28 protein-coding genes, 1 tRNA gene, 1 pseudogene and 1 riboswitch are annotated in these 26,186 nt (G+C 71.1%); of the genes and pseudogenes, 18 read left to right on the top strand and 12 right to left on the bottom strand.

The genetic code is table 11. From position 1 onward, the window contains the following. Nucleotides 1–57 precede the first annotated feature (57 nt). Together ACIP4Z_RS21845 and ACIP4Z_RS21840 are read left to right on the top strand one after the other, a co-directional pair. A complete protein-coding gene (locus ACIP4Z_RS21845) occupies nucleotides 58–1,134 on the top strand; it encodes a hypothetical protein (protein WP_401310433.1) in 1,077 nt (358 codons plus the stop codon). A gap of 87 nt (nucleotides 1,135–1,221) precedes the next feature. After that, nucleotides 1,222–1,295 (top strand) — tRNA-Ala (locus tag ACIP4Z_RS21840). 231 nt (nucleotides 1,296–1,526) lie between these two features. On the opposite strand, the gene ACIP4Z_RS21835 is transcribed toward ACIP4Z_RS21840, so the two are convergent. The 4 genes from ACIP4Z_RS21835 to ACIP4Z_RS21820 form a co-directional block, all read right to left on the bottom strand. Further along, nucleotides 1,527–2,192: a hypothetical protein gene (locus ACIP4Z_RS21835; protein WP_401310430.1), complete on the bottom strand. Its 666-nt coding sequence runs from the start codon at nucleotides 2,190–2,192 to the stop codon at nucleotides 1,527–1,529. Nucleotides 2,193–2,767: 575 nt separating this feature from the next. Continuing rightward, a complete protein-coding gene (locus ACIP4Z_RS21830; RefSeq protein ID WP_401310427.1) occupies nucleotides 2,768–3,154 on the bottom strand; it encodes a hypothetical protein in 387 nt (128 codons plus the stop codon). Next, nucleotides 3,151–3,294: a hypothetical protein gene (locus ACIP4Z_RS21825; protein ID WP_391043386.1), complete on the bottom strand. Its 144-nt coding sequence runs from the start codon at nucleotides 3,292–3,294 to the stop codon at nucleotides 3,151–3,153. The genes ACIP4Z_RS21830 and ACIP4Z_RS21825 overlap by 4 nt, the downstream gene beginning before the upstream one ends. After that, nucleotides 3,294–4,088: a hypothetical protein gene (locus ACIP4Z_RS21820; protein ID WP_401310422.1), complete on the bottom strand. Its 795-nt coding sequence runs from the start codon at nucleotides 4,086–4,088 to the stop codon at nucleotides 3,294–3,296. The genes ACIP4Z_RS21825 and ACIP4Z_RS21820 overlap by 1 nt, the downstream gene beginning before the upstream one ends. Before the next feature lie 32 nt (nucleotides 4,089–4,120). On the opposite strand from ACIP4Z_RS21820, the gene ACIP4Z_RS21815 reads away from it, so the two are divergent. Beyond that, entirely contained in the window at nucleotides 4,121–4,516 is a 396-nt protein-coding gene (locus ACIP4Z_RS21815; RefSeq protein WP_391162365.1) for a hypothetical protein, read from the top strand. A 155-nt stretch (nucleotides 4,517–4,671) separates the two neighbouring features. On the opposite strand, the gene ACIP4Z_RS21810 is transcribed toward ACIP4Z_RS21815, so the two are convergent. Then, nucleotides 4,672–5,208, bottom strand: coding sequence for a hypothetical protein (locus ACIP4Z_RS21810; RefSeq protein ID WP_391162363.1), 537 nt, complete (start codon nucleotides 5,206–5,208; stop codon nucleotides 4,672–4,674). A gap of 190 nt (nucleotides 5,209–5,398) precedes the next feature. On the opposite strand from ACIP4Z_RS21810, the gene ACIP4Z_RS21805 reads away from it, so the two are divergent. The 7 genes and pseudogenes from ACIP4Z_RS21805 to ACIP4Z_RS21775 all read left to right on the top strand — a co-directional run bounded on the left by ACIP4Z_RS21805 (nucleotide 5,399) and on the right by ACIP4Z_RS21775 (nucleotide 10,115). After that, nucleotides 5,399–5,779 carry a hypothetical protein gene (locus ACIP4Z_RS21805; RefSeq protein WP_401310418.1) on the top strand — a complete coding sequence of 127 codons (381 nt, stop codon included), beginning with the start codon at nucleotides 5,399–5,401 and terminating at the stop codon, nucleotides 5,777–5,779. After that, complete coding sequence (locus ACIP4Z_RS21800; RefSeq protein WP_391043395.1) at nucleotides 5,772–6,275, top strand: hypothetical protein; 504 nt, start codon at nucleotides 5,772–5,774, stop codon at nucleotides 6,273–6,275. Before ACIP4Z_RS21805 ends, ACIP4Z_RS21800 begins: the two co-directional genes overlap by 8 nt. Before the next feature lie 192 nt (nucleotides 6,276–6,467). Further along, nucleotides 6,468–6,891: pseudogene (locus ACIP4Z_RS21795) on the top strand (DUF4259 domain-containing protein). Nucleotides 6,892–6,932: 41 nt separating this feature from the next. Continuing rightward, nucleotides 6,933–7,337 carry a hypothetical protein gene (locus tag ACIP4Z_RS21790; protein WP_401310415.1) on the top strand — a complete coding sequence of 135 codons (405 nt, stop codon included), beginning with the start codon at nucleotides 6,933–6,935 and terminating at the stop codon, nucleotides 7,335–7,337. A 98-nt stretch (nucleotides 7,338–7,435) separates the two neighbouring features. After that, the gene (locus ACIP4Z_RS21785; protein WP_401310412.1) at nucleotides 7,436–8,113 is read left to right on the top strand and encodes a DUF4253 domain-containing protein; all 678 of its coding nucleotides are present in this window, start codon (nucleotides 7,436–7,438) and stop codon (nucleotides 8,111–8,113) included. A 296-nt stretch (nucleotides 8,114–8,409) separates the two neighbouring features. Next, nucleotides 8,410–8,496, top strand: a riboswitch (ZMP/ZTP riboswitch). 49 nt (nucleotides 8,497–8,545) lie between these two features. Next, a complete protein-coding gene (locus tag ACIP4Z_RS21780; protein ID WP_401310709.1) occupies nucleotides 8,546–9,376 on the top strand; it encodes a bifunctional 5,10-methylenetetrahydrofolate dehydrogenase/5,10-methenyltetrahydrofolate cyclohydrolase in 831 nt (276 codons plus the stop codon). A gap of 109 nt (nucleotides 9,377–9,485) precedes the next feature. Next, entirely contained in the window at nucleotides 9,486–10,115 is a 630-nt protein-coding gene (locus tag ACIP4Z_RS21775; protein WP_401310409.1) for a dihydrofolate reductase family protein, read from the top strand. On the opposite strand, the gene ACIP4Z_RS21770 is transcribed toward ACIP4Z_RS21775, so the two are convergent. Both ACIP4Z_RS21770 and ACIP4Z_RS21765 read right to left on the bottom strand, forming a co-directional pair. Next, complete coding sequence (locus tag ACIP4Z_RS21770) at nucleotides 10,100–10,852, bottom strand: AEC family transporter (RefSeq protein ID WP_401310406.1); 753 nt, start codon at nucleotides 10,850–10,852, stop codon at nucleotides 10,100–10,102. The genes ACIP4Z_RS21775 and ACIP4Z_RS21770 overlap by 16 nt on opposite strands. A 73-nt stretch (nucleotides 10,853–10,925) precedes the next feature. After that, a complete protein-coding gene (locus tag ACIP4Z_RS21765; RefSeq protein WP_391162576.1) occupies nucleotides 10,926–11,093 on the bottom strand; it encodes a hypothetical protein in 168 nt (55 codons plus the stop codon). Between ACIP4Z_RS21765 and ribA the strand changes: the two genes are divergently transcribed. The 4 genes from ribA (at nucleotide 11,044) to ACIP4Z_RS21745 (ending at nucleotide 17,868) form a co-directional block, all read left to right on the top strand. Beyond that, nucleotides 11,044–11,622, top strand: a complete 579-nt coding sequence (gene ribA / locus ACIP4Z_RS21760; RefSeq protein WP_401310702.1) for a GTP cyclohydrolase II — start codon at nucleotides 11,044–11,046, stop codon at nucleotides 11,620–11,622. The two genes, ACIP4Z_RS21765 and ribA, sit on opposite strands and share 50 nt — an antisense overlap. A gap of 182 nt (nucleotides 11,623–11,804) precedes the next feature. Further along, nucleotides 11,805–12,401 (top strand): TetR/AcrR family transcriptional regulator, encoded by a 597-nt coding sequence (locus ACIP4Z_RS21755; protein ID WP_188282412.1) that lies wholly within the window; start codon nucleotides 11,805–11,807, stop codon nucleotides 12,399–12,401. A 196-nt stretch (nucleotides 12,402–12,597) separates the two neighbouring features. Then, nucleotides 12,598–14,832, top strand: coding sequence for an MMPL family transporter (locus tag ACIP4Z_RS21750; protein ID WP_401310403.1), 2,235 nt, complete (start codon nucleotides 12,598–12,600; stop codon nucleotides 14,830–14,832). 210 nt (nucleotides 14,833–15,042) lie between these two features. After that, nucleotides 15,043–17,868, top strand: coding sequence for a YfhO family protein (locus ACIP4Z_RS21745; RefSeq protein ID WP_401310400.1), 2,826 nt, complete (start codon nucleotides 15,043–15,045; stop codon nucleotides 17,866–17,868). A gap of 99 nt (nucleotides 17,869–17,967) precedes the next feature. Here the strand turns inward: ACIP4Z_RS21745 and ACIP4Z_RS21740 are convergent, their stop codons facing one another. From ACIP4Z_RS21740 to ACIP4Z_RS21720, 5 genes are all read right to left on the bottom strand, one after another. Next, a complete protein-coding gene (locus ACIP4Z_RS21740; RefSeq protein WP_401310397.1) occupies nucleotides 17,968–18,495 on the bottom strand; it encodes a methylated-DNA--[protein]-cysteine S-methyltransferase in 528 nt (175 codons plus the stop codon). After that, complete coding sequence (locus ACIP4Z_RS21735) at nucleotides 18,492–20,099, bottom strand: AlkA N-terminal domain-containing protein (protein ID WP_401310394.1); 1,608 nt, start codon at nucleotides 20,097–20,099, stop codon at nucleotides 18,492–18,494. The genes ACIP4Z_RS21740 and ACIP4Z_RS21735 overlap by 4 nt, the downstream gene beginning before the upstream one ends. A gap of 149 nt (nucleotides 20,100–20,248) precedes the next feature. Then, on the bottom strand, nucleotides 20,249–20,578 hold the full coding sequence (locus ACIP4Z_RS21730; RefSeq protein WP_401310391.1) for a GNAT family N-acetyltransferase: 330 nt from the start codon (nucleotides 20,576–20,578) through the stop codon (nucleotides 20,249–20,251). Further along, on the bottom strand, nucleotides 20,575–20,841 hold the full coding sequence (locus ACIP4Z_RS21725; RefSeq protein ID WP_355337897.1) for a DUF2630 family protein: 267 nt from the start codon (nucleotides 20,839–20,841) through the stop codon (nucleotides 20,575–20,577). The genes ACIP4Z_RS21730 and ACIP4Z_RS21725 overlap by 4 nt, the downstream gene beginning before the upstream one ends. Before the next feature lie 125 nt (nucleotides 20,842–20,966). Next, nucleotides 20,967–21,821 carry a MerR family transcriptional regulator gene (locus ACIP4Z_RS21720; protein WP_401310699.1) on the bottom strand — a complete coding sequence of 285 codons (855 nt, stop codon included), beginning with the start codon at nucleotides 21,819–21,821 and terminating at the stop codon, nucleotides 20,967–20,969. A gap of 461 nt (nucleotides 21,822–22,282) precedes the next feature. Here ACIP4Z_RS21720 and ACIP4Z_RS21715 point away from each other — a divergent pair, with 461 nt between their 5' ends. The 4 genes from ACIP4Z_RS21715 to ACIP4Z_RS21700 all read left to right on the top strand — a co-directional run bounded on the left by ACIP4Z_RS21715 (nucleotide 22,283) and on the right by ACIP4Z_RS21700 (nucleotide 26,177). Further along, nucleotides 22,283–23,785, top strand: coding sequence for an NAD(P)-binding domain-containing protein (locus ACIP4Z_RS21715; protein WP_391043417.1), 1,503 nt, complete (start codon nucleotides 22,283–22,285; stop codon nucleotides 23,783–23,785). Continuing rightward, the gene (locus ACIP4Z_RS21710) at nucleotides 23,782–24,900 is read left to right on the top strand and encodes an alpha/beta fold hydrolase (RefSeq protein ID WP_401310388.1); all 1,119 of its coding nucleotides are present in this window, start codon (nucleotides 23,782–23,784) and stop codon (nucleotides 24,898–24,900) included. The genes ACIP4Z_RS21715 and ACIP4Z_RS21710 overlap by 4 nt, the downstream gene beginning before the upstream one ends. Continuing rightward, nucleotides 24,897–25,817, top strand: coding sequence for a short-chain dehydrogenase/reductase (locus ACIP4Z_RS21705; RefSeq protein WP_391121038.1), 921 nt, complete (start codon nucleotides 24,897–24,899; stop codon nucleotides 25,815–25,817). The genes ACIP4Z_RS21710 and ACIP4Z_RS21705 overlap by 4 nt, the downstream gene beginning before the upstream one ends. 123 nt (nucleotides 25,818–25,940) lie before the next feature. Continuing rightward, nucleotides 25,941–26,177 carry a hypothetical protein gene (locus tag ACIP4Z_RS21700; protein ID WP_355337909.1) on the top strand — a complete coding sequence of 79 codons (237 nt, stop codon included), beginning with the start codon at nucleotides 25,941–25,943 and terminating at the stop codon, nucleotides 26,175–26,177. Nucleotides 26,178–26,186: the final 9 nt, after the last annotated feature.

Here is a 26,186-nt window from a genome sequence, read left to right as displayed (position 1 = left end):
CGACACACCGGGCCAAATTGCGTATGGCGTGTCTCGATCACCCCTACCGTGTAACGCGTGAGCAGTAGTGGCCTCATCTACGCAGTCATCGTCGGGGCCTGGGCTGCCTACTTGGTGCCCATGTGGCTCCGTAGGCAGGATGAGCTCAACGAAGCGCGTCCGACGGAACGCTTCAGCACCGCCATCCGGCTTCTGTCCGGGCGCGCGGCGATGGAGCGGCGTGTCGCGAAGGCGCGAGGTGAGAGCGTCGAACCCGCGGAAGACGCAGCCGACGACGTATCCGAGGACGACCTCGCCGGAGCGGTGGACGTCCGCGGACTCGCCGTGCCCGCGACCGAGGTGCGGCCGGGCATCCCGCAGGGCGCCCACGGCGTCCACGGAGCACGCGGTACTCAGGGCGCGGCCGGCGTCCATGGTGCGCACACCGCGCATGGTGCCCGCCCCGGCGTGCCCAATCCGCGTGCCAAGGTGCTCGCGCGCCGTCGCCGCACCACGACACTGCTCTTCCTCGGCTTCACCGTCGGCGCCGTCGCGGCGGCCGTCGGCGGCGTCGCGCTGCTCTGGGCGCCCGCCATCCCGGCCGTTCTGCTGACGGTCTACATCGGCCAGATGCGTCGCCAGGAGCGGCGTCGCTTCGAGGTGCGCATCGACCAGCGGTACGCCGCCGAGGCCGCCCGACGCCTGCGCGCCCGCCCCGAACCGGCCGCCGAGGAGCACCAGCACCAGCACCAGCACCAGCACCAGGCGGCGCCCGCCGAACGCCCCGCGCCTTCGCCGCGTACGGCCGACCGGCGCGCCCTCGTCGAGCAGACCGACCACGCCGAGTGGGTCGACCAGCAGCGCGCGCAGCAGAACAACGACGACGGCTGGGAGCCCGTACCGGTCCCGCTGCCCACCTATGTGACGGCTCCGGTCGCTCCCCGTACGCCGGGCGGCGTCGACCCCGGCGCGCCCGACACATGGAGCGCCGCCAGGTCCGGCACCGCCGCCGCGGAATCCGCCCCGGCGGCTGCCGCGCAGGAGTCCGCCCCGGCCGCCCCCCAGCCGCGCCGCCCGCGCCCGCGCACCCCCCGCACCCCGCTCTTCGACCAGTACGCCGACCCCTCCGACCGCCCCCGCGCCGCCAACGAGTAGTGCCGCCAGGCTTCCCGGCCATCCGGACCAGCGTGAATCGCGTTCACGACCACCCGTCTCGGGATGCTAGAGTTTTCCTCGTTGCAAGGGCCTGTGGCGCAGTCCGGTAGCGCACCTCGTTCGCATCGAGGGGGTCAGGGGTTCGAATCCCCTCAGGTCCACAACCAACTGTTCACGAGTTGTCTGGTGAGCGGTTGACGAGATCCCGTCCGATCTGATTGATCGGGCGGGATCTCGTCGTTTCTGGAGTCTGTTCGATGTGCTGTCCGAACGCGGCAGGCGTCGTGACATCTGTCCGGTGGTCGTCAGCCTGTGGGGCCGGGGTGGGTCGGGTGCGGAAGGTGTTCCGGGGCCTTAGCCGGGCGTGCGTGATCGCGTGTGGTGCTGAGCTCTCAGGTGACGGTGCGGATCTGCGGTCGTGCGGGCGGAGGAACCCTGGTCGCGGCGGGAGGCGAGAGTGCTGGATTGCTGGGTGCGCCGGCTTCGCAGAGGGTGGTGAGGGCTCGCTCGGTGCCGGTGGTCTGCTGCCAGGTGAACAGGATGTGCATGTTGATGCTGCAGATCATCAGCGCGAGCAGGATGGTCTGCGCGACTTGCCCGTGGGCGAGCCGTTTGGCGGGGTCGGAGATGTCGAGGCCGTGGCTCTTGGCTCTGCCTTTGAGACCTTCGATGTTCGCCCGCTCGGGCCGGTAGACGTCCTGCCAGGTGGGGTGGAGGTAATGGCGGTCCTGGCGGAATTTGTCGAGTTTGCCGAGGCCACCTGGCCGGACGGTGATCGTCGGCTTCAGGCAGATCCGCGGCAGCTCGTTCATGGGCAAGGGCCGCAGCCGTTCGCCTTGCGGGATCGGGACGGTGGGCTTGGCAGCGGTGTGTGCGGCGGTGGCTCGCTTGTTGGTGAGGTCGACGACGGCTGGCTGCGGCGCGGGGACGCGGTGGGAGTGGTTGAAGCGGGGGCAGGTTACGGCAGGCGAGGGACCCGTCGACGAGGAGGGCGCCCTGGTGGGTGCCTTGGACGCCGGGTACTGCTGTTTGTAGTCGAGGACCAACTGGTAGCCCATGGTGCGGACCGGCTGTGCGACGTTCTCGGTGGTCTGGTCGGTGTAGGCGCGGTCGGCTGCCAGCAGTCCCGTCGGGAAACCGAACGGGGCGAGCTGGGCCAGGGAGTGAACGGCGTTCGGGCCGATGCGCTTGCCCGGGGTGTCCAGGCCGAGGGCGAGTTGCGGATGCCGACTGACACGTTCACCGGCCTGCGGGTGACCTGCGGGGTGCCGTCGGCTGGCGGCGACCAGGAGGCTGGCGGAGTGCCCGAAGATTCCTTCCTCGGAGCCTCCGCAGTAGTGCCAGCCCGCGGTGAGCTCGACGGAGGCCAGGCCCCGTCGTTCGCGGGGCGGCTGGTGCCAGGCGGGAATCGGTGTGGTGTCGGCGCCGATTTCGCCCCGCCAGCCCTTGAGCAGGCCCCGGCGGTGAGCGAGGCGGACGGTGATCAGGATCAGACGATCGCTGATCTCCTGCAGCAGCTCCAGGCGCCGTTAGTGCTCGGCGTCCGTGTCCTCCCAGGCGTCGGCCACGATCCCGGCCTCTTCGGCGGGAAGCTGGCGGCGCCGGTCGCAGCGCTGCGGGTCCAGGGCGGTGGTCAGGCGGTCGAAGGACCGGTAGACGCGGCGGGAGAACGCGACCCTGGCGTGGCCGTCAGCCCTGCTGTTGTCCGGGATGCCGAGCCAGGAGCGGGTGGGGCCCGCAGCTCATCGAGCAGAACCCGGCAGACGTCCGCGAGGCTCGCGCTGCGGTGGTGATGCAGCGCCAGCAGCAATCCCACCAGCACGGTCCGCACTGGCAGCCCCTTCGGTCCCGGGCGGCCCGCCAACTCGGCGTCAATCAGCTCCAGCACCCCGGACTGGTGCAGGACGGCATCGAGCTGGCCGACCTTGGAATCGGGGATCTCGAAGGGGGCGTCGGTCACCGGCCGGGGTCGGCAGCGCTTGATCTTCTCCGGGTTCCGCCAGGCCCGGGGCTTGGTCACCGCTGCTCCGGGCCCCGCAACAGCCGGGCTGCGGTCGCCTCGTCCACGGGCGGCACCAGATGCTGCCAGCGGGCCAGGGAGGCGGCGGAAGCCAGTCCGGCCGCTTGGGCGATCAGGTGGTGATCAATATGCGCGCGCATCACTCGACGATCCACGTCGCTCGCAGCCGGCCCACGGACACCGCGGGCGTATTCCCCGGCGGCCGGTGCATCAGGGACCAGGAGCCGATCAGGTTCTTGGAGTATTCGACGGTCCGCCCGGGCCGGAACACGTACCCGCTGCCCGCCCGTTCCGCCAGTTCGCCCAGCAGGGCATCCCAGCCGGCTCGGGCGACGAGCGGGACCACACGCTTGACGCCCTTGTGCAGCAGCGGCCCGCCTTGGCGAGGACGCCGCAGATCGACGCCGCGACTGGCCGCCACCTCCCTGGGCGTGAGCCCCAGCCCCGCGCCCAGGGCCAGAAGTGCCAGGGCATCGGTCCGCTGCTGGCCCGGCAGGTGATCGGCCCACTGCCGCAGACCCGCCAACTCGGCTGCCGTGTAGGGCGGGTGCGGAGACGCTTCCGCGTGCATCCGCGACGGGGCTGCCTCTCCGCGCTCGCTGAAGGCCAGAGCATCCCGCACCCGCAGGAGCCACGTCCGGTAGGTCCGCACCGACGACGTTTCGATGTCTCCTGCCCGCGACAGGACGAACGCGTCGATCACCTCATTGCGCAACCACGTATCCGGATCGCGTTCCAGCCCCGCCGACTCGGCCCACAACGCCAGGCGCCCGAGGACGTGCAGCAGCCTCTCCACCTCGTAGGGAACCGAGCTCACCGTGGCAGCGGCCACCGAGCTGACGAGTGGCGCGACCTCGTCCCAGAGCGGTGGAGCCTGCCGGGGGCGGTAGCGGGCGATCTTCGCAGACGTATCGGGATCAACGACCACGGCCATACATACCGGCTGGACAAGCAGCCATTCCAAGCGTGATCGACTTCGACGGACAGGATGGTGCGCGCATGGTCGGCGGACGCGCCCGCGCACGCTCCCCCCGGCAGATGACCCGCGATCCGGAAGCCTGGCCCGAACAGACCAGCCCCGACCCCGCGGCCGAGGCGGTTCGACAGATCGCTGACGCCCTCACCCGGGCGCTGGCCGATCAGGGACTGAGTCTGCGGGCGGCGGCGGCCGGTTCCGGAGTCAACCGGCAGGCCATCGCGGATCTGCTCGCCGGGCCGGTCCTGGCCCGACGTGGCCACTGTCGCCCGACTGGGCGCGTTCACCGGAGGGCGGCTGTGGCCGCGAAATTCCACGACCGATCGAACTGGGACGCATTGAGCCTCGATTCGCGCCCGGAACCGCACAACGGCGACCGGGCATGACGACTTCGCGGCTCCACGCTTTGAGGGGGGAAAGGCATCTACTACGCTCGGAAACGCGGGAGCCACCGTTCACTTGGGCGCTCACGCACATTCGGCACCGCCGAGCTGAACCCTCGGTGGTGCCACCCTCCCCGGCCGCACCGGCGGCCGTCGCGTCACCTCATGCCCACTCCTTCCTGACGGTGTCCGCCAGCCGTGGGCGCGATCGCGAAATACGCCGTCGGGCCTTCAACCACCCGGCCCTCTTTCGCCATCCGCTTCAGCCGGGAACGGGTCGTCTCCACCCACCGCGTGCTCGTGACGTCCTCGCCGATCGTCGCGCAGATGTCCTGCACCTTCATCGCCCGCCCAGCCCCAGCCAGAAGCACCAGCATCTGCTCGCGTGCCACCTCCCAGTCCAACTGGGTCCCGGACGCAGCAGAAGCACCTGAGCTATCGCCATCAGCCGAAGCTGAGACCTCGGCCGAACCGCGGGGCGAACTGCTGGCGGGCGGCGCCTGCCCGGCCTCTTCCGACGCTGCCTGAGGACCCTCGGTGGAAGCACCGCCGCCCAGAAGCGATTCCGCCGTCTCCCGGGTGATGGTCAACCGCGCCAGCCGTTCCTCGGCGACGGTGATCTTCTCCCGCAACGCGGACAACTCGCCGCGCACGATGGCTTCTTCCTCATCGAGACGCTGAAACAGCGATGTCATCTCGTCCCGCCAATCGCCCGCAGCCGACAGCCGGCTTCCACGGCCTCCGAAGCTCCAGGCAACCGTAGAAGGGAGCGCACCAAGATCGCAGAAGGTGACCGCTCATGCCGCCAAACGACCACACACGCCTGCCTTCCGCCCGCGCCGCGTCGCCCCACGACAACTCCCGTCCGCGCCGTAAGCTCATCTCGTGCCGGCAGAGGACAGCCCCCAGAACAGCGTCAAGCACTGGCAGGAGCGCACCAGCGTCTACGACTTCCTGGAGCAGGTCCTTCTGCGACCTGGCATGCGGCTTCCCGGCGGCTCACTCCAGCACCTGCACTCCATCCTCATCGGCTACCGAGTCGCCCTGGGCGTGCACCACATCAACGAACCCTTCGATTTCTGGCCCGACGGGGACTTCACCTACTGGCTTCGTGAGCAGCAGGGCATCTCCGGTTCCCTCAGCTGGGCAGCAGGCATCGAGCGTGCGACACCAGCGGACTCCACACCGGTCGAGGAGTTCTTCCGGCTGCTGGCCCAATTTCGCCAAGTCGGACGCCGAAGGTGGGAGGACGAGGCCGGTGCCTGATCTCCAGTTCAGCTGGGAACTCAGCGGGTCCGGCTGGGCAACCTGCCGCATCGCAGACGGTTCGTCGGAGCGCAAGGACATCGTCAGCTACCTCACCGATGCCCTTGCCGACCTGCTTCACAGCGTTGCCGGCCTCTACAGCCTGAACTCCGTCCACCGGTTTTCCTTCGACCTCGAACCGGCCGAAGTCAGGTGGGTCCTCCGACGTCTGGGGCCGGACGTGGACATAACGATCTACCGCTTCCCAGACATGTCCGCGAGCTTCGACGCGAACGACGAGGCCGGCACGCTCGTATGGACCTCGACGCAAAGCCGTAGCGCCCTGAGTCACGCTGTCATCGAGGCCGCGCAGTCAGTGTTGCGGCTTCACGGCGAAGAGGGCTACCGAGCAAAGTGGGTGCAACACCCCTTCCCAGCCGCAGCACTGCAAGACCTGCGTCGGCTGCACATCCGAGAGGACGCATGCGGCAACCTGCACGACATTTCCGCCCCATAGGCGGCCCACGCTTCTCCCGGGAAGCGATCACCACTCGGGAAGCGATCTCCAAAGGCGTTGGATGTGCTGGTCAGACCCACGTCTGGCAGCCGTTCCCGACCCCGGCGTACTTTCACGCTGTCCGGTCCGTGCGGCCGCTGTCAGTGGCCTCTGTCAGGATTCCTCGATCAGCACCGTGATCGGGAGAGAGCTATGGGCACTTGGGACGTCGGCCCCTTCGACAACGACACCGCAGCGGACTTCTGTGGCGACCTTGACGAGGCTGCCGCAGGCGAACGCGAGGGCCTCGTCCGCGGCGCTCTCACCCGTGTGATCGACACCGTGGACTACCACGAAGCGCCAGAATCAGAGGTAGCCGTGGCCGCGGCCGCCATCGTCGCGGCGCAGTGTCCCGGGGGTGAGCCTGCTGATCCCGTTTATGGGCCGGAAGAGCTCCTTCCTGATCTCACCGGCCTGCGCGATCTGGCACGTCAGGCCCTCGGCCGTGTCATGACCGAGCCGTCCGATCTGATGGAGCTGTGGGCCGAGCCGAGTGGCGCCTCCTGGCGCGCGAACGTCCCAGTTGCAGAACGTGCTCCTGCCACAGCCTCCTGGAGAGCAGTTCAGCCTGATCTGACCGACCGCGACCGCTACTTGAGTCCTGCCTGAAAGGCCACCATGAGCTGGGATGTGCTCCTCCTCCGCTTGCCCGACGAGGTCACCTCGATGCACGAGCTTCCCGACGACTACTCGTCGGAACCGCTCGGCCGGCGATGCGACGTGCTCGCGGCTGTCACCCGGGCCGTTCCCGAAGTTGATCTCTCGGACCCCACGTGGGGCGACCTGTCCGGCCCCACTTGGTCCATCGAACTCAGCATCGGCTCAGAAGACCCGGTGGACTCGATCATGCTTCACATTCGGGGCTCCGGCGACGACGTGTTGGCACCCGTCTTCCGCCTTGCAGAGGCTTTGCGGTGCAAGGTGCTCGATCTCGCCGAAGGGGACCTGATCAATCCGGGACAGACGTCGGGCTGGCACACCTTCCAACAGTTCCGTGACGGTGTGCTCGGATCCGCTCAGTGATGCCGCCCGGCCGGATGATCACGTCCAGTGAAGGCGATGGGGATTCCCAACCCCTATGGCTCAGCGACGAGCCGGCCGCAGCCGGGCTGTGGGCTCGGATGCACGCCGAACACAGAGGCTCCGGCCAGTGGCCCCTGCTGCTGGACGCGCTCGACCCCGAGGATGCCGAATTCCGCCCCTGGGGATCGGGCGAGGTTTTTCCACAGCAGATGTCCGCTGCCACGAGCCACGACCCAACCGCCCTTCTCGCGAAGTGGTGGGCGACGTATACCGCCGTCGATGAAGACGACGACATGCTGTCGGCCGATCGGCGCCTCGCCGTCACCGCCCCCTTCGAGCAAAGCTGGCCTGGACGCGCACCCAGCCGAGAAGCCGTGTTGAGCGCTGACCAACTGGCCGCCGAGTACGCCGAGGTGTTCCTTTCCGACCACCCCAAGTCGCGTCTCGGGCTGGTCACCGCCGCATCCGGCGCAGAAGCCCTCACAACGGCAGGATGGTCCGGTCCCGCCAACTACGACAACGACACGGCGAAGTTCTCCGCGATCGTCGGCGACTGGGAGAACCGGTTCGGCGCCCGTGTCGTCGCTGTCGGCTTCTCCACCCTGCATCTCAGCGTCGCAGCCCCACCCACAACTGAGGAGGACGCCCTCCTGGTCGCTGCGGAGCACTTCGCCTTCTGCCCTGACAACATCTGGCAGGGCAGACGCCCGTACACACTGGGCGCGTACGCTGAGCGGCTCACCGGTGTCCACAACTGGGACTTCTGGTGGGACTGAGGCCCCTCGCTGACACCTCGCGCGGGAAACGATCAACCTTGCCGCGGGAAGCGATCTTCACGGGCGCCACGTGTGCCTGATCAGAGGTATCCGTCAACACCCCACAACAGGGCCGTTCCTGGGCGATTTCGGGAACGTTTGACGGAATCCCGCCGGTCTTCATGATCGGACGGGATTTCTGTCGTTTTACGGGGTCCGTTCGCGACGGTTCAGGGCGGCGGAGCTTTTCAGGGCGGCTTGCGGCCCCGGCCCGGCACCGGCGATACGGGGCGGGGGCGGCGGGGGCGGATAGAGTGCGGGTGGGCCGTGACTGGCGCTGAGGTGGAGTACCACCGGGGAGCGGCCTGACGCATACGTCGGTGCCGTGCGCCTGGGCGAGTGGACTGAACACGCCTGGAGGCAACGGTGGCATCGACACATACCGCGCGGCTCATGGACGGGGCCGGTCTGGCCCGGCGCATCATGGGGGAGACCGCCGCCAAGGCGTCGATCCTTGCGCGGCGCACAGGATTCGCGCCGTGCCTGGCGACGGTGCTGGTGGGTGAGGATCCCGCGTCGGTGACGTATGTGCGGATGAAGCAGTCGCGCAGCGCGAAGGCCGGAATCCTGTCGCGCCATGTGGCGCTTCCCGCGCGGACCAGTACGGCGGAACTCGTGGAGACGCTCGGCGCGCTGTCGGCCGACCCCGAGGTGCACGGCATCTTGTTGCAGCATCCGGTGGGCCCGCACATCGACGAGCGGGCGGCGTTCGAGGCCATCGCGCCGGAGAAGGACGTCGACGGCGTCACGGTCAGCTCGTTCGGCGCGATGAGCTTCGGTCTGCCGGGGTTCGTGTCGTGCACGCCGGGCGGCATCATGCGGTTGCTGGAGGAGTACGAGGTCGGGCTCGCGGGGAAGCGCGCGGTCGTGGTGGGCCGCAGCGCGATCCTGGGCAAGCCGGTCGGGATGCTGCTGCTCGGGAAGGACGCGACGGTGACGTACTGCCACTCGCGTACCGAGGACCTGGCCGCGGTGGTCGCGGAGGCGGACGTCGTGGTGGCGGCGGTGGGGCGGCCCCGGCTGATCCGGGGTCAGGACATCAAGCCGGGCGCGGTGGTGATCGACGCCGGGTACAACGCGGGCAATGTCGGCGACGTGGACTTCGAGACGGCCCGCGGTCGTGCGCGGCTGATCACGCCGGTGCCGGGCGGGGTCGGGCCGATGACGATCGCCGTGCTGCTGGCGCAGACGGTGGACGCCGCCGCACGCCAGCTCGGGGTGTGAGGGCCCGGGACCGGGACGGGCCGCCGTTTGCCGCGGTGTTGAGCGCGGCCGACCTGCGCCGATGTCCGCTTGAGGGGCAATTGTCAGTGGTGGGTGGCAGGCTGTGACCGTGACCAGGACTCAGTACTACACAGCGACCACGCTCGACGGATTCCTCGCCGATGAGGCGAATTCGCTCGACTGGCTCTTCGAGGTGGACACCGAACCCGGAGAGCCGTTCGAGCGCTTCATAGCGGGCGTCGGGGTGCTGGCGATGGGTGCGACGACGTACCGCTGGGTGCTGGAGCACGAGAAGGTGGTGGACCGGCCGGAGGAGTGGCGGCGCTGGTACGGGGACCGGCCGTGCTGGGTCTTCACGCACCGGGACGATCTGCCCGCCGTGCCGGGGGCGGACATCCGCTTCGTCCAGGGTGACGTACGGCCGGTGCACGGGGAGATGGTGGCCGCGGCGCGGGAGGGGAGTCGTGGCAGCCGCGGCTACGGGGAGAACGTGTGGCTGCTCGGCGGCGGCGAGTTGGTCGGGAACTTCGCCGACGCCGGGCTGCTGGACGACATCATCCTCGGCGTCGCGCCGGTGACGCTGGGAGCGGGCGCGCCGCTGCTGCCCAGACGGCTGGACGGGGGGCGGCTGCGGTTGACGGACGTGGAGCGGGTCGGCCAATTCGCCTATCTCACGTACGAGGTGGGGCAGCCGGTGACGCCGTCCGCCGGTGGGGGCGGGGGTCAGCCGAGCGCGTAGGCGATCAGGGTGAGGGTGACCATCGAGAGCAGGGTGCTGAGCAGGACGGTGTCGCGGTGGAGGTCGGTGGGGAGCCGGTATTCGGAGGCGAAGATGAAGGCGTTCTGCGCGGTGGGAAGTCCGGCGCACAGGACGGCGGCGAAGAGGGCGTGGCCGGAGAGGGCGAAGGCGTAGCGGGCCAGCAGATAGGCCAGGAGGGGGTGGACGACGGTCTTGAGGCCGGCCAGCAGGCGGCGTTCGGTGCGTGCGGCCGGGGCGGGGCGGGAACGGGCGTGCAGCGACATGCCGAGGGCGAAGAGCGCGGAGGGAACGCCCGCGCCGCCGGGCAGTTGGACGGGGGAGACCACTTCGGCGGGCAGGGTCAGTCCGGTGGCGGCCGCCGCCAGGGCCGTGGCGGAGGCGGCGATCACCGGGTTGCGGAAGGGGAGTCGGAGCATGCGCCGCCACAGCGCGCCGACGCCGCGGTGGGTGTCGAGGTCGATCAGGACGAGGATCAGCGGGGTGACGAAGAGCATCTGGAAGTGCGCGGCGGCCACGATGAAGGACGTGTCGTGCAGGACGTGGACGGCGACCGGGATGCCGAGGTTGGCGGAGTTGACGTAGGACGCGCACATCGCGCCGATCGCCTGGTCGGCCTGGCGGTGCCGGAACAGCTTGCGGCTGACGGTCAGTGCGCATGGCGGACCCGGGGGCGGCCGATCGGGCGGGTCGAGGGGGGATCGGGGACGGCGACTCATATGTGTGGCCTGGGACACATCTCGGGGTGAGGGAAATAATCCGACCGCCGAAAGAGCTTGATGTTTCAAGATCTTATGAGGGGGTCAGCATGGCGTCGAAGGTGTCGACCAGTGCGTCGGGCACGGCGGTCAACGCGGCGCGGGGCGGGGAGAATCCGCTGCCGGCCGCCGGGATACGGACGAAGGTGCGGGTGCCGCTGCGGTTCTCGGACGGGTGGGGGACGACGGCGGACGTGTTCACGTTCACCGGTCTGGTGGACGGCAAGGAGCACTTGGCGCTGGGACTCGGGGACTACGAGGGCGCCGAGTCGCCGTTGGTCAGACCGCATTCGGAGTGCCTGACGGGGGACGTGTTCGGGTCGCAGCGGTGCGACTGCGGGCCGCAGTTGCGCGAGGCGGTCGAGCGGATCGCGGAGACCGGCGGGTATCTGCTGTATCTGCGGCAGGAGGGCCGGGGGATCGGTCTGTACGCGAAGCTCGACGCGTACGCGCTCCAGGACGACGGCCTCGACACGTACGAGGCGAATCGCGCGCTCGGGCGCGGCGAGGACGAGCGGGACTACACCGCGGCGGCCCAGATGCTGGCGGCGCTCGGGGTCGACGGCATACGGCTGCTGAGCAACAACCCGGACAAGGCGCGGCAGCTCACCGCGCTCGGGACGGCCGTGGTCGAGCGGATTCCGACCGCCGTCCACGTGTCGGCGGCGAATGTCAGCTACCTGCGGGCGAAGGTCGAGCACACCGGTCACACGCTGGCGCTTCCCGCCTGAGCCGGGACGCGACGTCGACCGCGGCACAGCAGATCGGCGGTGCGGATCCGTACGCGCGAGGGCGCGGGCACGGTTGAGCGTCGTGAACGTGATTCGACCCACGATCGAAACGGTGGCGTTTCGATCGCGGGCCGTCTATGGTTATGTGTACGACATCGTTTCGACTCGGAGGGCAGGGCGACATGACGGCTGAGGTTTCCGCCACGCGTCGTACGCGCCTGACCCCCGAGCGCGAGCACGAGCTCTACGCGGCGGTGGTCGAGCTGCTGCGTGAGGTCGGCTACGAGGCGCTGACGATGGACGCGGTCGCGTCCCGTACGCGTTCCAGCAAGGCGACCCTCTACCGCCAGTGGAAGGGCAAGCCGGAACTCGTGGCCACCGCGCTGCGGCACTCCAAGTCGGTGTCCACGGCGGACATCGACACGGGCTCGCTCAGCGGTGACCTGCACGAACTCATCCGCTGTCACGACCAGGACGAGACCAAGCGGGACCAGGAACTCATGCGCGGGCTCGCTCATGCGGCCTTCAGGAACGAGGACCTGTTCCGCGCCCTGCGGGAGCTGCTCATCGAGCCGGAGCTGGTCAGCTTCCGGGCTCTTGTGCAGCGCGCCGTGGACCGCGGTGAGCTGGCCGCCGACAATCCGGCACGCGACTTCGTCCCGCACCTGCTGTTCGGGGCCGCATTGGCGCGGCCCATCATCGAAGGTCTCGACCCCGACCCCGACTTCTCACACAGATACATCGACGCGGTGGTCGTCCCCGCCCTGCGTCTGTCGTGACGAAGCGCAGTGACCACTGATGTGATCTGACCTTTCCCCGCGCCACTCAGCACGACTCGGCGCCCCGGCACGACTCAGCACGACTTCCTCAGCACGACATTCCCCGCACCACCGCTCCACCTGACACGCCGCTCTCGTCGTCGGGCTGGTTCCTCACGCCCACATTTCCATCCTCCTGACGGGAGCCCATGCCCCCATGGCCACATTCCTCTACAAGCTGGGCCGGCTCGCTTTCCGGCGACGGCGGTTCGTCGTACTGATATGGGTGGCGCTGCTGGCGCTCGCCGGTGTCGGCGCGGCGACCGCGCCGTCCGCGCCGAGCGACAACTTCACGGTGCCCGGCACCGAGGCGCAGCAGGCGTTCGACCTGCTGCATGAGCGTTTCCCCGGCACGAACGCCGACGGCGCGAGCGCGCGCATGGTCTTCCAGGCACCCGACGGTCAGAAGATCACCGCGGGACCGAACAAGGCGGCGGTCGAGAAGGTCGTCGACGAGCTGAAGAGCACACCGCAGAAGGCGACGGTCGCCGATCCGTTCGCCGCCGGCGGTGACGCGATCAGCAAGGACGGCACCACCGCTTACGCGTCGGTCAGTTACACGGCCAAGTCCTCCGACATCACCGACGCCACGCACACGGCGCTGGAGGACGCGGCGCAGCACGGCAGGGACGCCGGGCTGACGGTGGAGACCGGCGGTACGGCGCTCCAGGCGTCGGTGGAGACCGGGAACAGCGAGATCATCGGTGTCGGCATCGCGGCGGTCGTGCTGCTGATCACGTTCAGTTCGCTGGTCGCGGCGGGGCTCCCGCTGCTGACCGCGATCATGGGTGTGGGTATCGGTATCGCGTCGATCACCGCGCTGGCCAGCACGCTCGGTCTGTCCAGCACGTCGTCCACGCTCGCGTCGATGATCGGACTGGCGGTCGGTATCGACTACGCGCTGTTCATCGTGTCGCGGCACCGGCATGAACTGATGGAGGGCCGAGAGGGTGAGGACGCGGCCGGCCGGGCGGTCGGCACGGCGGGCTCCGCGGTGGTCTTCGCCGGTCTGACCGTGCTGATCGCGCTGGCGGGCCTGGCCGTGGTCAACATCCCGATGCTGACCAAGATGGGGCTGGCCGCGGCGGCCACCGTCGCCATCGCCGTGCTGATCGCGCTCACCCTGATTCCCGCGCTGCTCGGCTTCGCGGGACCGAAGGCGCTCAGCCGCAAGGTCCGCAAGGGGCGCGCGGTCGACACCGGCAAGCCGAACATGGGCACCCGCTGGGCGCGCATGGTGGTACGCCGCCGGGTGCCGGTCCTGGTCGCGGGCGTCGTGGCGCTGGGCCTGGCCGCGATCCCGATGACGAGCATGCAACTGGGCCTGCCCGACGACGGTTCGCAGCCGGTCAGCACCACCCAGCGCAAGGCGTACGACCTGTTGTCCGACGGTTACGGGCCGGGCTTCAACGGGCCGCTGATGGTGGTGGTCGACGCCGCGGCGAGCGACGACCCGAAGGCGGCGGTCGACCGGATCAAGACGACCATCACCGGCTTCCCCGATGTGAAGACGGTCAACGCGCCCGCCTTCAACACCAAGGGCGACACGGCCACCCTTTCGGTGGTGCCGGACTCCAAGCCGAGCAGCGCGCAGACCGAGGACCTGGTGCACGCGATCCGCGGGCATCAGGGTGAGTTCACCGGTACGACCGGCGCGCACGTCCTGGTCACCGGCACCACGGCGATGAACATCGACGTGTCGCAGAAGCTGAACGACGCGCTGGTGCCCTACCTGGCGCTGGTCGTCGGCCTGGCGTTCCTGCTGCTGATGCTCGTGTTCCGGTCGGTGCTGGTGCCGCTCAAGGCGGCGCTCGGCTTCCTGCTGTCGGTGCTCGCGGCACTGGGCGCGGTCGTGGCGGTCTTCCAGTGGGGCTGGCTGTCCGGCCTGATGGGCGTGGAGCAGACCGGGCCGATCATGAGCATGATGCCGATCTTCATGATCGGTGTGGTGTTCGGTCTCGCGATGGACTACGAGGTCTTCCTCGTCACCCGGATGCGGGAGGCGTACGTCCACGGGGAGTCGCCGAGCCAGGCCGTCGTCACCGGCTTCAACCACGGTGCGCGGGTGGTGTCCGCCGCGGCGGTCATCATGATCAGCGTCTTCGCGGGCTTCATCGGCTCCTCCGAGTCGATGATCAAGATGATGGGCTTCGGCCTCGCGATCGCGGTCGCCTTCGACGCGTTCATCGTTCGTATGACCATCGTCCCCGCCGTGCTGGCGCTGCTCGGGCGTTCCGCCTGGTGGCTGCCGCGCTGGCTCGACCGCGCGCTGCCCAATGTGGACGTCGAGGGTGAGCAGCTCCGCAAGAGCCTCGGTGACACGGTGACTACCGGCGGCGGCGCCTCGGGGACCGGTGCTTCGGAGGAGGAGCACGACCCCGTACGCGTCTGATCATGTGACGCCGTCGGTTGTGGCTTCGTCCAGTCGGACGCGGCACCAGGTGACGCCGTCCGTTGTGTGATCCGCCACCCGTCCGGTTGCCTTCGGGCACCGGGCGGGTGTTTGACGTTCACCTCGGAGTCGGTGGAATGTCGCGTTCCTGTCTGTCGGGGATGCCTAATATCTGGCGACATTCACAGAACATGCGTACCGGGGGAACCGATGGCACCTCAAGAAGTCCCTCCGGAAGCCGTCGGGCGCGTGAGGTCATGGTTCCTCGCCGCGCGCACACGGGCGGCGCTGCTCGCCGCGGGCGTCGCGGCCGTCGCCTTCTGTATCGGTGACGCGGTCGCGGGCAGCTACCCGTTCGGCTCGCGCACGCGCAGCGTCAATGACCTGGGCAATCAGTTCGTCCCGTACCACGCGCACCTGTGGGACCTGCTGCACGGCAGGGCCGACGGCGGGCTCCTGCTCAACTGGCAGTCCGGCTACGGCAGCAGCTTCCTGCCGGACCTCGGCACGTATGTCTCCAGCCCCTTCGCGCTGCTGGTCGCCTTCTTCCCGCGCGACCGGATCGACCTCGCCGTCTACGCCGTGACCGTGCTGAAGATCGGCGCCGCCGCCGCGGCGATGGCCGTACTGCTGCTGGCGCTGCGCCCAGGCCGCTGGTGGGCGGCGGGCGCGCTCGGCGCGTCGTACGCGCTGTGCGGCTGGACGGTGATGCTCGCGTCGTACAACCCGATGTGGCTGGACGGCCTGATCGCGTTTCCGCTGCTGTGCCTGGTGGGGGAGTGGGCGCGGACCGCGCGGCGGCCGTATCTGAGCGTCCTCGTGGTCGCCCTGTGCTGGATCGCGAATTTCTACACCGCGTATATGGCGACGATCGGCGCCGGGCTCGTCCTCATCGCCCGGCTGCTGACCGAGTCCGACCGCGGCGACACGACCGCGCCGGACGCGGGCGCACAGGACGGGACCGCACAGGACGGGACCGCACCGGGCGTCGGCGGCCCCGGCGGTACGCGTGCGCCGCGCGAGTGGCTGCGCGCGCTCGGCAGGGCGGCGCGCAGCATGGTGCTCGGCATCGGCCTGTCCGCGCCGCTGGTGCTGACCATCTTCAAGGGGACGAAGCTCGCCTACCCCGGCCTGGTGCAGGAGTTCGAACCCAAGCCGTGGTCGGACCTGCTCGGCCGGATGCTCCCCGGCACGTACGGCTTCACGACGCCGTCCACGTACATCGACACCGCGGCGCTGCTGCTGGCCTTCGCGCTGCCCTTCCACCCGGCGGTGCCGCGCCGCACGCGCACGGTGTGGACGGTGCTGGTGCTGGTGGTCACCGCGTCGTTCCAGTGGAAGCCGACGCATCTGCTGTGGCACGCCTTCACCACGCCCAACGGCAGCGCGTACCGCGAGACGTTCGTGCTCAGCGGGATGATGGTGATCGCCGGGTGGTTCGCCTTCGCGCACGGTCTGCCCGGCCGGCGTCAACTCGCGTGGGCCACGGGCGTGATGGCGGCGCTGGTGGCCGTTACGCGCTTCGGTGCGGAGAAGGGCGTCACCGGGCAGGGCACGTATCCGCTGCTCGCGCTCGGCCTGGTGGCCACGATCGGCGCCCTGTTGCTGCTGCGCTGGGCGGCGGACCGGTCGCAAGGCGGTGCCGCGCCCACCGGGGCTACCGCGGCCACCAGTGCTTCCGCGGCCACCAGTGCTTCTGCGCCCACCAAGGCTTCCGCGACCGCCACGCTGCCCGTGGTGCTGGCCGCCACGCTGCTGATCGGCGCCCAGATCGGGCAGTCGGCGTTCACCAACGCCTGGGACGTCAGGAAGCGGCTGGCGACCATGGACGACTACGGGCAGTGGGGCCAGCGCGAGACGTACCAGTACGACGCCGTCGCGAAGGCCGACGGCTGGCCGGACTACCGCACCGATCCCGGACGCGAACAGACCGTCGGGAACGACCCGTTGATGGTCGACGGCCAGGGCGCGCAGTACTACAGCAGCCTCACCGCCGATGTGTGGACGAAGACCCTGATGGCGCTCGGCGGCGGCTGGACCTCGCGCGGCCGGTCGTTGCAGAGCCTCGACAACCCCGTCACCGACGTCATCTTCTCGGTCGGCGCGCGCGTCCACTCGCGCCGCGACCCGCACCAGGTGCATGTGAACCCGCCGCCGAACGTGCCGCCGACTGTCACCCGGCAGGACGTACCGCCGCTGGTGACGATGCGCGACGCCGCACCGGCAGGGCGCTACGGCCTCTCGCCGTACCGGAACCAGGAGTTGCTGCTCGGCTCCGCCGTCTACACCCCGACCAGCGCCGAACTGCGCGACAGCAAGGGCCGGTTGATGCCGCGCACCCCGAAGGGGTACCGGGTCACCGGGTACGTACGGCATCCGCGGACCAGTACGTACTCGCTGCGGACGTCCTGCCCCGCGGGCAGCGAAGTGTACTTCTGGTCACCGGACTTCAAGGGTCAGGTCACGCTCCCGGGCGCCGCGCCGGTCGACTTCCTCGGCCGGATGCCCACCCACCGCGCCGCCGTCGAGCGCCTGGGCGATGTGCCGCGCGGCGGCGGGAGGTTCGCCCTGAAGGTACGGGCCCTGGAGCCCGGCACCCTCTCCTCGGACGGCGTCGGCTGCCTCGACCGGGGCAGGCTCGCCGCCGCCGAGCGGAAGCTGGCGGCGGGCGCCGCCACCCGCGTCCAGGTGACCGACGACGGCATCAGCGCCCAACTCCCCTCCGGCGCGCACGGATTCGCGGTCGTCGCGGCCCCGGCCATCACGGGCTGGAGCTGCGCCACCGACAACGGCTCCAGGCACCCCGCGCGCTCCTACCTCGGGCTGATCTCCGTGCCCGTCACCGCGGGCGCCACCTCGGTCTCCTGCTCCTTCACCCCGCCCGGCCTCCACCTCGGCGAGGCGATCGGGGGCGCCTCACTGCTCGGCGTCGCGGCCCTCGCGGCGTTCGGCTGGTGGCGCGGGCGGCGCCGCCCCGAGGAGGACGGCGACAGCGAACCGGTACGGCCGGTGCCCGCGGCGCTGGTCGAGAGCTGAGGAGGCTCCCGCACCTCAGAGCGGCACCGGAGACTTCCGCACCTCAGAGCGGCACCGGAGGCTTCCGCACCTCAGAGCGGCACCGGCGGCTCCCGCGCCTCAGAGCAGCACCGGCTGCTGGACGCCGTTCTCCATCGCCAGCAGCCACCGCTTGCGCGGCAGCCCGCCGCCGTAGCCCGTCAGGTCGCCGCCCGCGCCGACGACGCGGTGGCACGGCACGATGACGCCGATCGGATTCCTGCCGTTGGCCAGGCCCACCGCGCGGGAGGCGGTGGGATGGCAGAGGATCGCGGCGAGTTCGCCGTACGAGACGGTCTCGCCGTACGGGATGTCGCGCAGCGCCGACCAGACGCGCTGCTGGAAGGGCGTGCCCGACATCGCCAACGGCAGGTCGAAGCGGGTGAGTTCGCCCGCGAAGTAGGCGTCGAGCTGGGCGCGGGCGGCGGCGAAGACGGGGCTGTCGGCGCGCGGGCCGAAGGTCTCCTGCGCGGGGCGGTGCCGCTGCTCGGTCATGTAGAGGCCGGTGAGGGCGCAGCCGCGGGCGACGAGGGTCAGTTCGCCGCAGGGGCTGTCCACGACGGTGTGGACCGGGTGCTCCGCCGAGGGGGCGGGGCGGTTGGCGGTCATGAGGGTGAAGTCCCTTTCTCATCAGTGGTGTTGGGGGGCAGGACGTTGATCGGGTGGTCACCCGTCGCCCACAAGTACTGCGTGGCGTAGGCCCGCCACGGCGACCAGGCGGCGGAGTGCCGTACCAGCGCCGCCGGAGTCGTCGGCAGGCCGAGGTCGCGGGCGGCGTACCGCACGCCGAGGTCGGTGGCCAGGAAGGCGTCGGGGTCGCCGAGCGCACGCATCGCGATCGTCTCGACCGTCCACGGCCCGAATCCGGGCAGCGCCGAGAGCTGGGCGCGGGTCCGTACCCAGTCGCTGCCGACGTCGAGGTCCAACTCGCCGCTCTCCAGGGCCCGTACGAGCGCGGCGAGGGTGTTCCTGCGGGTCTGCGGCATCGCGAGGGCGGCGGGGTCGAGTCCGGCGAGCGCGGCGGGAGCGGGGAAGAGGTGGGTGAGGCCGCCGCCGGGGTCGGTGACCGGCTCGCCGTGCGCGAGCACCAGACGGGCGGCGTGCGTACGGGCCGCCGCCGTCGAGATCTGCTGCCCGAGGACGGCGCGGACCGCGAACTCCGGCCCGTCCGTGACCCGCGGCACCCGCCGCCCCGGCGCCTTCGCCACCAGCGGCGCGAGCACCGGGTCCGCGGACAGCAGCGCGTCCACCGCCCGCGGGTCCGCGTCCAGGTCGAGCAACCGGCGGCAGCGGCTGATCGCCTGCGCCAGGTCACGCCAGTCGGTGAGCCACAACTGGCAGGCGATGTGGTCGGGTTGGGGCCGCAGCGCCACGATCCCGGTGCCGTGCGGCAGCCGCAGCGTGCGCCGGTACGCGCCCGCCCGCCACTCCTCGACGCCCGGTACCGCGGTCGCGGCCAGGTGCCCGAAGAGATTGTCCGGGGTGAGCGGCCGGCGGAACGGCAGCCGCAGTGACAGAGTGCCGGTCCCCGCGGCCGGACGCCCCTTGGCGACCCGCGCCCGCAGCTCGCTCGGCGACAGCGCGAAGACCTCGCGCACGGTGTCGTTGAAGGCGCGGATGCTGGCGAAGCCCGCCGCGAAGGCCACTTCGCCCATCGGCATCGCGCTCGTCTCGATCAGCAGCCGCGCGGTCTGCGCGCGCTGGGCACGCGCCAGGGCCAGCGGCCCGGCGCCCAGCTCCGCCAGCAGCTGCCGCTCGACCTGCCGGGCGCTGTAGCCGAGCCGCGCCGCGAGGCCCGGCACCCCGTCGCGGTCCACCACCCCGTCGGCGATCAGCCGCATCGCGCGCGCCACCAGGTCGGCCCGCTCGTTCCACCGCGGCGAGCCGGGGCTGGCGTCCGGGCGGCACCGCTTGCAGGCCCGGAAACCGGCCTGCTGCGCGGCGGCGGCGCTCGGGTGGAAGGTCATGTTCTCGGCCTTCGGCGGCACCACGGGGCAGCTCGGGCGGCAGTAGATGCCGGTGGTCAGCACCGCGGTGTAGAACCATCCGTCGAAGCGGGCGTCCTTCGACCGGACGGCGCGTACGCAGGTGTCGAAGTCCGGGACGGCCGCGGCCGACCCGGAGTCCCGGACCGTTCCCCCGGCGGCGTTCCCGCTCGCGGCCCTGCCCGCAGCCGCGACCGCAGCCCCAGCCCTGTCCGTATCCGTGTCCACCCCACCAGCATCGCCCGTCGTCAGGCTTCCGGTCTGGCGGAAATCCGACATGGACGTCGGGGCGCGTGCGGTGCGGGGGCGGCGGTACGGGCGCGGCGCTGCGGGCGGGTCGGTACGGGCGGGTTGGGGACGCCCGCACGTACGGGGGCTCAGTCGGAGACGTTGCTCGCCGGTACGTAGAGCAGATCCGCGTACTCCGGGTGCTTGCCGAGCCAGCCCTCGAAGAACGGGCAGATCGCCAGGACCCGCAGGCCCTGCGCGCGGGCGGCGTCCAGGGCGGTGCGGGCGAGCGCGGAGCCGACGCCGCGGCCCTCGTAGGCGTCCTTCACCTCGGTGTGGATGAACGCGATCATGTCCGGAGTGCGCAGATACGCGGCCACCCCGGCGATGTCGTCGCCGATACGTGCCTCGTACCGCTTGCTCTCGGGCGCGTCGGTGACCGTGACGTCACCGTGGACGGAGGCGGCGCCGTCGGTCATGAGCGGTAGTTCTCGACGGTGGAGGCCGGGCGGACCTTCGCGTCGCCGGGGTCCTCGCCCGCGTCGGTCAGGGCGCGGCGCTGCCGCAGCAGGTCCCAGCACTGGTCGAGCTCGCGCTCCAGGGCGGCGAGCCGCTCCTGTTCCGTCGCGCCGTCGATGCTGCCTGCGGCGAGCAGGTCGCGCAGCGCCTTCTCGTCCGCGACCATCGCGCTGATCCGGCCCAGAATGGCCTGGTCTGCCGAGGAGTCGTTGGGCTGTTGCACGGGGCACCTCCCGGGTCGGTACGGCCTTGTGGTCCACTCTCGCAGGTCGTGCGGCGGCGCGCTCGCGATGTGCGGGGTGATGTGACGGGTCAGACGCGGCCGGTACGTCGGGCGCGGTGCGTACGTCAGGCGTCGGCGGTGGGTTCGGCCGGGTCCGTACCGATTTTCGTACCGCCGTCCACACCGGCCTCCGCGCCGCCGCCCACATCGGCTTTCGCGCCGCCGTCCGTACCGCCGTCCGTTCCGCAGCCCGCGTCGCCCTCCGCCCGCTCCGCCTGCTGCCGCAGCCAGGCGTCGATCTCGGCCCGTACCCGCCGCTCCATCGCCAGCCCCATCTCGGCGTCGACGATGTTCTTGGCGAGGGGCCGCAGGCGTTGCAGGGACTCGGCTATGCGGTGGGCCTCGGCGGGCGGGAGGTCGTCCATGGGCCCGATGACGTGGGTGCGGATGACCTGGGTGAAGAGGTCGGCGAGCGCGTCGGTGTGGGCGCGTACGCCGCGTCCGGCGGCGAGGACGGCGGCCAGCGGCACGCCCTCGTGGACGAGGGCGGCGGAGGCGTCGAGCAGGCGGCGGCTGATGTGGATGACGTTCTCGCCGTCGACGCCGATGTAGCCGATGTCGAGGGCCGTCGTCAGATTCTCCGGGGTGACGTCCTCGCCGAAGTAGTCGGCCAGCTCCTCGGGGGTGAGGCGGACCGGGGTCTCCTCCGACCAGGGCGCGGTGAGCGCGCCCTCCAGGCCGAGCAGTTCGGCGACGCCGCCGAGCGTGCGGCCGTTCTCCCAGGCGCCGATCAGTTCGGCGATGCCGCCGAGGGTGTGGCCGCGCTCCAGCAGCCCCGCGATGGTCCGCAGCCGGGCGAGGTGGGCCTCGGAGTACCAGGCGATCCGGCCGTCCCGGCGCGGTGGCGGGAGCAGCCGCCGCTCACGGTAGAACCGCAGCGTCCTGACGGGGATACCGGCCGCCTTGGCCAGCTCCTCCACGCGGTACTCGCGCTCGGCCGCTGAGCCGCTGCCGGAGCCGTCGCCCGCGCCGTGGTCCCCCGCGCCGCCGCTTCCGTTGTCGTCCACGCGGCCAGCCTATGTGCTGTTCGGGGCTGTCCGACCCCGCCCCTGGGCAGGTATTCCGTCGTGACATCCGCCGCCGCGCGCCTGGCCGTACGCCCCCGTGTCCGGACCCGTACGCTCCGTCGCGCGCCCCGCCGCCCGGACGCGTACGCCCCCGCCGTACGCCCCGTGTCCTGGCCCGTACGCCCCACCGCGCGCCCGTCGTCCGCCACCGCGCGCCCCGTCGTCCGGGACCCCGCGCCCCACCCCGCGCCCCACGTACGGACGACTTCCGCCCCTACCCCTACCGGAGGTAACCCGGCATGGTCTACAGTCCGAACCGTGCCAGTGATTGCTGGCATGATCGACGGGGGCACAATTCGGCGGAAGGCGGTGCCATGGACGAGCTCGAACACGTGCGGGTGGCGGTGATCGGGTCCGGGTTCGGCGGGCTGGGGGCCGCGGTACGGCTGCGGCGCGAGGGCATCACGGACTTCGTGATCCTGGAGCGCGCGGACTCGGTCGGCGGGACCTGGCGCGACAACAGCTATCCGGGCTGCGCCTGCGACGTGCCGTCGCACCTGTACTCGTTCTCCTTCGCGCCCAACCCCGACTGGCCGCGCGCCTTCTCCGGGCAGGAGCACATCCGGGCGTATCTGGAGCGGGTCACCGACACCTTCGGGCTCCGCCCGCACCTGCGGTTCGGCGCCGAGGTGCGGCAGGCCCGCTGGGACGGCGAGGCGAACCGCTGGCACCTGACGACCGCGACGGGCGAGCTGACCGCCGATGTCGTCGTCTCCGCGACCGGGCCGCTGTCCGACCCGAAGATCCCCGACATCCCCGGGATCGAGGACTTCCCCGGGCGCGTCTTCCACTCCTCGCGCTGGGACCACGACTTCGACCTCAAGGGCAAGCGCGTCGCCATGGTCGGCACGGGCGCGTCCGCGATCCAGATCGTGCCGTCCATCCAGCCGGAGGTCGCGCGGCTGACCGTCGTGCAGCGCACCCCGCCGTGGGTGATGCCGCGCGTCGACCGCGGGGTCAGCGCCGCCGAGCGCTGGCTGCACGGCAAGGTCCCGGCCACCGCCAAGGCGCGCCGCGGCCTGCTCTGGCTGATCAGGGAGTTCCAGGTCGGCGCCTTCGTACGGCACCCGAAGCTGCTCAAGGCCGCCGAGCGGATCGCGGCCAACCACCTGAAGCGGTCGGTGAAGGACCCGGAGCTGCGCGCCCGCCTCACCCCCGACTACACCATCGGCTGCAAGCGCATCCTGCTGTCCAACACCTACTATCCGGCGCTCGCGCAGCCCAACACCGAGGTCGTCACCTCCGCGCTCAGCGAGGTCCGCGGCTCGACGATCGTCACCGCCGACGGCACCGAGCGCGAGGTGGACGCGATCGTCTTCGGCACCGGCTTCCACGTCACCGACATGCCGATCGGCGACCGGGTGATCGGCGCGGACGGCCGCACGCTCGCCGAGCACTGGAAGGACGGCATGGCCGCGCTGCGCGGCTGCGCGGTCGACGGCTTCCCCAACCTCCTGTTCATCATCGGCCCCAACACCGGCCTCGGTAACAGCTCGATGATCCTGATGATCGAGTCGTCGCTGAACTACGTCGCCGACTTCATGCGCACCCTCGACGCCACCGGCGCCGCCGCCCTCCAGGCCAGGCCCGAGGCCGTCACCGCCTGGAACGAGGAGATGCAGCGCCGCGCCGCCCGTACGGTCTGGAACACCGGCGGCTGCGAGAGCTGGTATCTCGACGCGAACGGGCGCAACACCACCGCCTGGCCCGGCACCACCGCCGAATTCCGGCGCGCCACCAGGCAGTTGAAGCTCTCCGAATACGAGGTGCTGGCCCCGGTCGCGGGTCGGCGCGAGGCTGTGGAGGCCGTGTCATGACGGTGCCCTACGAGGCGGTACGCGCCCGCCGCGAGCTGACCGTCGTCTCCGCCGACGGCACCCGGATTCACGTCGAGGAGTACGGCCGCGCGGACGGGCCGCCGCTCGTCCTCGCCCACGGCTGGACCTGCTCCACCCTCTTCTGGGCCCCGGTCGTCCGTGCGCTCGCCGCCGACTTCCGGGTCATCGCGTACGACCAGCGCGGGCACGGGCGCAGCGCGTCGCCGCGGTCGCGGGCGGGGTACGGGACGACGCAGCTCGCCGACGATCTGGAGGCGGTGGTGAGGGCTGTGCTGCCGGGGGGCGCTTCGGGAGCCGGCGCTCTCGGAGCCGCTGACGGCGGCGGCGCTGGCGACGGCACCGGTGACGGCTACGACGGTGAGAAGGCCGTGCTGGTCGGCCACTCCATGGGCAGTATGACGATCATGGCGGCCTCCGGGCGTACCGCCGTCCAGGAGCGTACGGCCGCCGTCCTCATGACCAGCACCGGCAGCGCCCGGCTGCTCGGCTCGACCCAGGTGCTGCCGCCCCGCTTCAGCTCCCGGCGCGTCCGGCGGGCCTTCCACCGGCAGCTCCTCGTATCCCGGCTGCCGCTTGGACCGGTCACCCCGGTCTCGCGCGCGGCGCTCAAGTACGGCGTGCTGGCGTCCGGTTCGACCCGCGAGCAGGTGGCCTTCTCCGCCCGTATCGTGCACGCCTGCGGTGCGCGGCAGCGCTCCGAGTGGGGACGGGTGCTCGCCGCGCTCGACCTCGACGCGGAACTGGCCGCGCTCACCGCGCCCACGGCCGTGCTGGTCGGCACCGCCGACAAGCTCACCCCTCCGGTGCACGCGCGCGGCATGGCCGCCGCCCTGCCGAACTGCACCGACCTGATCGAGCTGCCCGGGCTCGGCCACATGACCCCGATCGAGGACGCGGACGCGGTGGTCGCGGCGGTACGGAAGCTGGCCGCGGCTTATCTGCGGGTGGGTGCCGCGTCCGGCGACGCGCGCGCGGTGGACGACCCGCGCACCGACCCGCGCACCGACCCGCGCACCGACCCGCGTACCGGCACAGGTACCGGCACACTTACTGACCCGCTCACCGACACACGGACAGAGGAGAAGAGCGCATGAGCAGCCGTACGGACAGCTCGCTCGACGGGCAGGTCGTGGTGGTCACGGGGGCCGCGCGCGGGGTGGGGGCGCTGCTGGCGCGCAAGCTCGCCGCGCGGGGGGCGACGCTGGCGCTGGTCGGCCTGGAGCCGGACGAGCTGAAGAAGGTCGCCGAGTCGATCGGGGCGCGGGCGGGCTGGTGGACCGCCGACGTCACCGACCGGGCCGCGATGGCGGCGGTGGCCGAGGAGGTCGCCGAGCGCTTCGGCCGGGTCGACGTCGTCGTCGCCAACGCCGGGGTGGCCACCGGCGGCCCCTTCCTCGACTCCGACCCCGAGGCGTTCGACCGCGTCATCCAGGTCAATCTGCTGGGCAGCATCACCACCGCCCGCGCCTTCCTGCCCGCGCTGCTGCGGTCGCGCGGCTATCTGCTCCAGATCGCCTCGCTGGCCGCGCTGACCCCGGCGCCGCTGATGGCCGCGTACTGCGCGAGCAAGTCGGGCGTCGAGGCCTTCGCGCACTGCCTGCGCGGGGAGGTGGGCCACAAGGGTGTCAAGGTCGGCGTCGGATACCTGAGCTGGACCGACACCGACATGGTGCGCGGCGCCGACGAGGACGACGTCCTGCGCGACCTGCGCTCCAAGCTGCCCTGGCCCACCAACCGCACCTATCCGCTCGAACCCGCCGTCGACCGTATCGCCGCCGGGATCGTGCGCCGCTCCCCGCACGTCTACGGGCAGGCGTGGCTGCGCGGCATGCAGTCCATCCGCGGCTATCTCCCGTCCGTCATCGGCGGCGCCCTCGGGCAGCGGCAGATGCGGCAGGTCGAACCCGCCCTCGCCCGCGCGGCCGGTACCCACCGCGGCCTCGTCGGCCGGGGCGGCGCCGCCGACGAGACGGCCCGCTCGGCCGGCGCGACCACGGGACCGAACGCCTGAGCCTCACGCTCCGTGACCCCAAAGTCCTTGCCGCGCTGGGCCTTTCGTCCCGAGATGCGCACTTCGCGCACCCGTGTAAGTCTGGTCGAGGCCCCATCCCCACAGACTCCAGGAGGAGTGATCATGGGCGCTTTCGACCAGTTCAAGGACAAGGCCAGCGAGTTCGCCGACAAGGCCAAGGGCGCGGCCGGCGACCAGCGCGACAAGGCGGCCGAGTCCGCGGACGACGCGCGCGACAACATGCAGCGCGGCACCCAGCAGGACCAGGGGCAGCGGGACCGTCGCTCCGACGTCGAGGACCCGTCGCAGGACCGCCTCGGCTCCGAGTCGAGCGACGCGGACCAGGACGACTGGGCCTGACGTCACGCG

The sequence above is a fragment of the Streptomyces sp. NPDC088910 genome (assembly GCF_044749865.1).
GTDB lineage: Bacteria > Actinomycetota > Actinomycetes > Streptomycetales > Streptomycetaceae > Actinacidiphila.
The sequence above is the reverse complement of the archived record's forward strand: the minus strand, read 5'-3'. Positions and strand labels throughout refer to the sequence as shown.

Bases quoted from the DNA above. Each gene is read 5' to 3' on its own strand.
- ACIP4Z_RS21835 (WP_401310430.1), bottom strand. From the start codon at position 2,192: ATGGGCTACCAGTTGGTCCTCGACTACAAACAGCAGTACCCGGCGTCC.
- ACIP4Z_RS21825 (WP_391043386.1), bottom strand. From the start codon at position 3,294: ATGCGCGCGCATATTGATCACCACCTGATCGCCCAAGCGGCCGGACTG.
- ACIP4Z_RS21820 (WP_401310422.1), bottom strand. From the start codon at position 4,088: ATGGCCGTGGTCGTTGATCCCGATACGTCTGCGAAGATCGCCCGCTAC.
- ACIP4Z_RS21810 (WP_391162363.1), bottom strand. From the start codon at position 5,208: ATGACATCGCTGTTTCAGCGTCTCGATGAGGAAGAAGCCATCGTGCGC.
- ACIP4Z_RS21790 (WP_401310415.1), top strand. From the start codon at position 6,933: ATGAGCTGGGATGTGCTCCTCCTCCGCTTGCCCGACGAGGTCACCTCG.
- ACIP4Z_RS21785 (WP_401310412.1), top strand. From the start codon at position 7,436: ATGCACGCCGAACACAGAGGCTCCGGCCAGTGGCCCCTGCTGCTGGAC.
- ACIP4Z_RS21780 (WP_401310709.1), top strand. From the start codon at position 8,546: ATGGACGGGGCCGGTCTGGCCCGGCGCATCATGGGGGAGACCGCCGCC.
- ACIP4Z_RS21770 (WP_401310406.1), bottom strand. From the start codon at position 10,852: ATGAGTCGCCGTCCCCGATCCCCCCTCGACCCGCCCGATCGGCCGCCC.
- ACIP4Z_RS21755 (WP_188282412.1), top strand. From the start codon at position 11,805: ATGACGGCTGAGGTTTCCGCCACGCGTCGTACGCGCCTGACCCCCGAG.
- ACIP4Z_RS21750 (WP_401310403.1), top strand. From the start codon at position 12,598: ATGGCCACATTCCTCTACAAGCTGGGCCGGCTCGCTTTCCGGCGACGG.
- ACIP4Z_RS21745 (WP_401310400.1), top strand. From the start codon at position 15,043: ATGGCACCTCAAGAAGTCCCTCCGGAAGCCGTCGGGCGCGTGAGGTCA.
- ACIP4Z_RS21740 (WP_401310397.1), bottom strand. From the start codon at position 18,495: ATGACCGCCAACCGCCCCGCCCCCTCGGCGGAGCACCCGGTCCACACC.
- ACIP4Z_RS21730 (WP_401310391.1), bottom strand. From the start codon at position 20,578: ATGACCGACGGCGCCGCCTCCGTCCACGGTGACGTCACGGTCACCGAC.
- ACIP4Z_RS21715 (WP_391043417.1), top strand. From the start codon at position 22,283: ATGGACGAGCTCGAACACGTGCGGGTGGCGGTGATCGGGTCCGGGTTC.
- ACIP4Z_RS21710 (WP_401310388.1), top strand. From the start codon at position 23,782: ATGACGGTGCCCTACGAGGCGGTACGCGCCCGCCGCGAGCTGACCGTC.
- ACIP4Z_RS21705 (WP_391121038.1), top strand. From the start codon at position 24,897: ATGAGCAGCCGTACGGACAGCTCGCTCGACGGGCAGGTCGTGGTGGTC.
- ACIP4Z_RS21700 (WP_355337909.1), top strand. From the start codon at position 25,941: ATGGGCGCTTTCGACCAGTTCAAGGACAAGGCCAGCGAGTTCGCCGAC.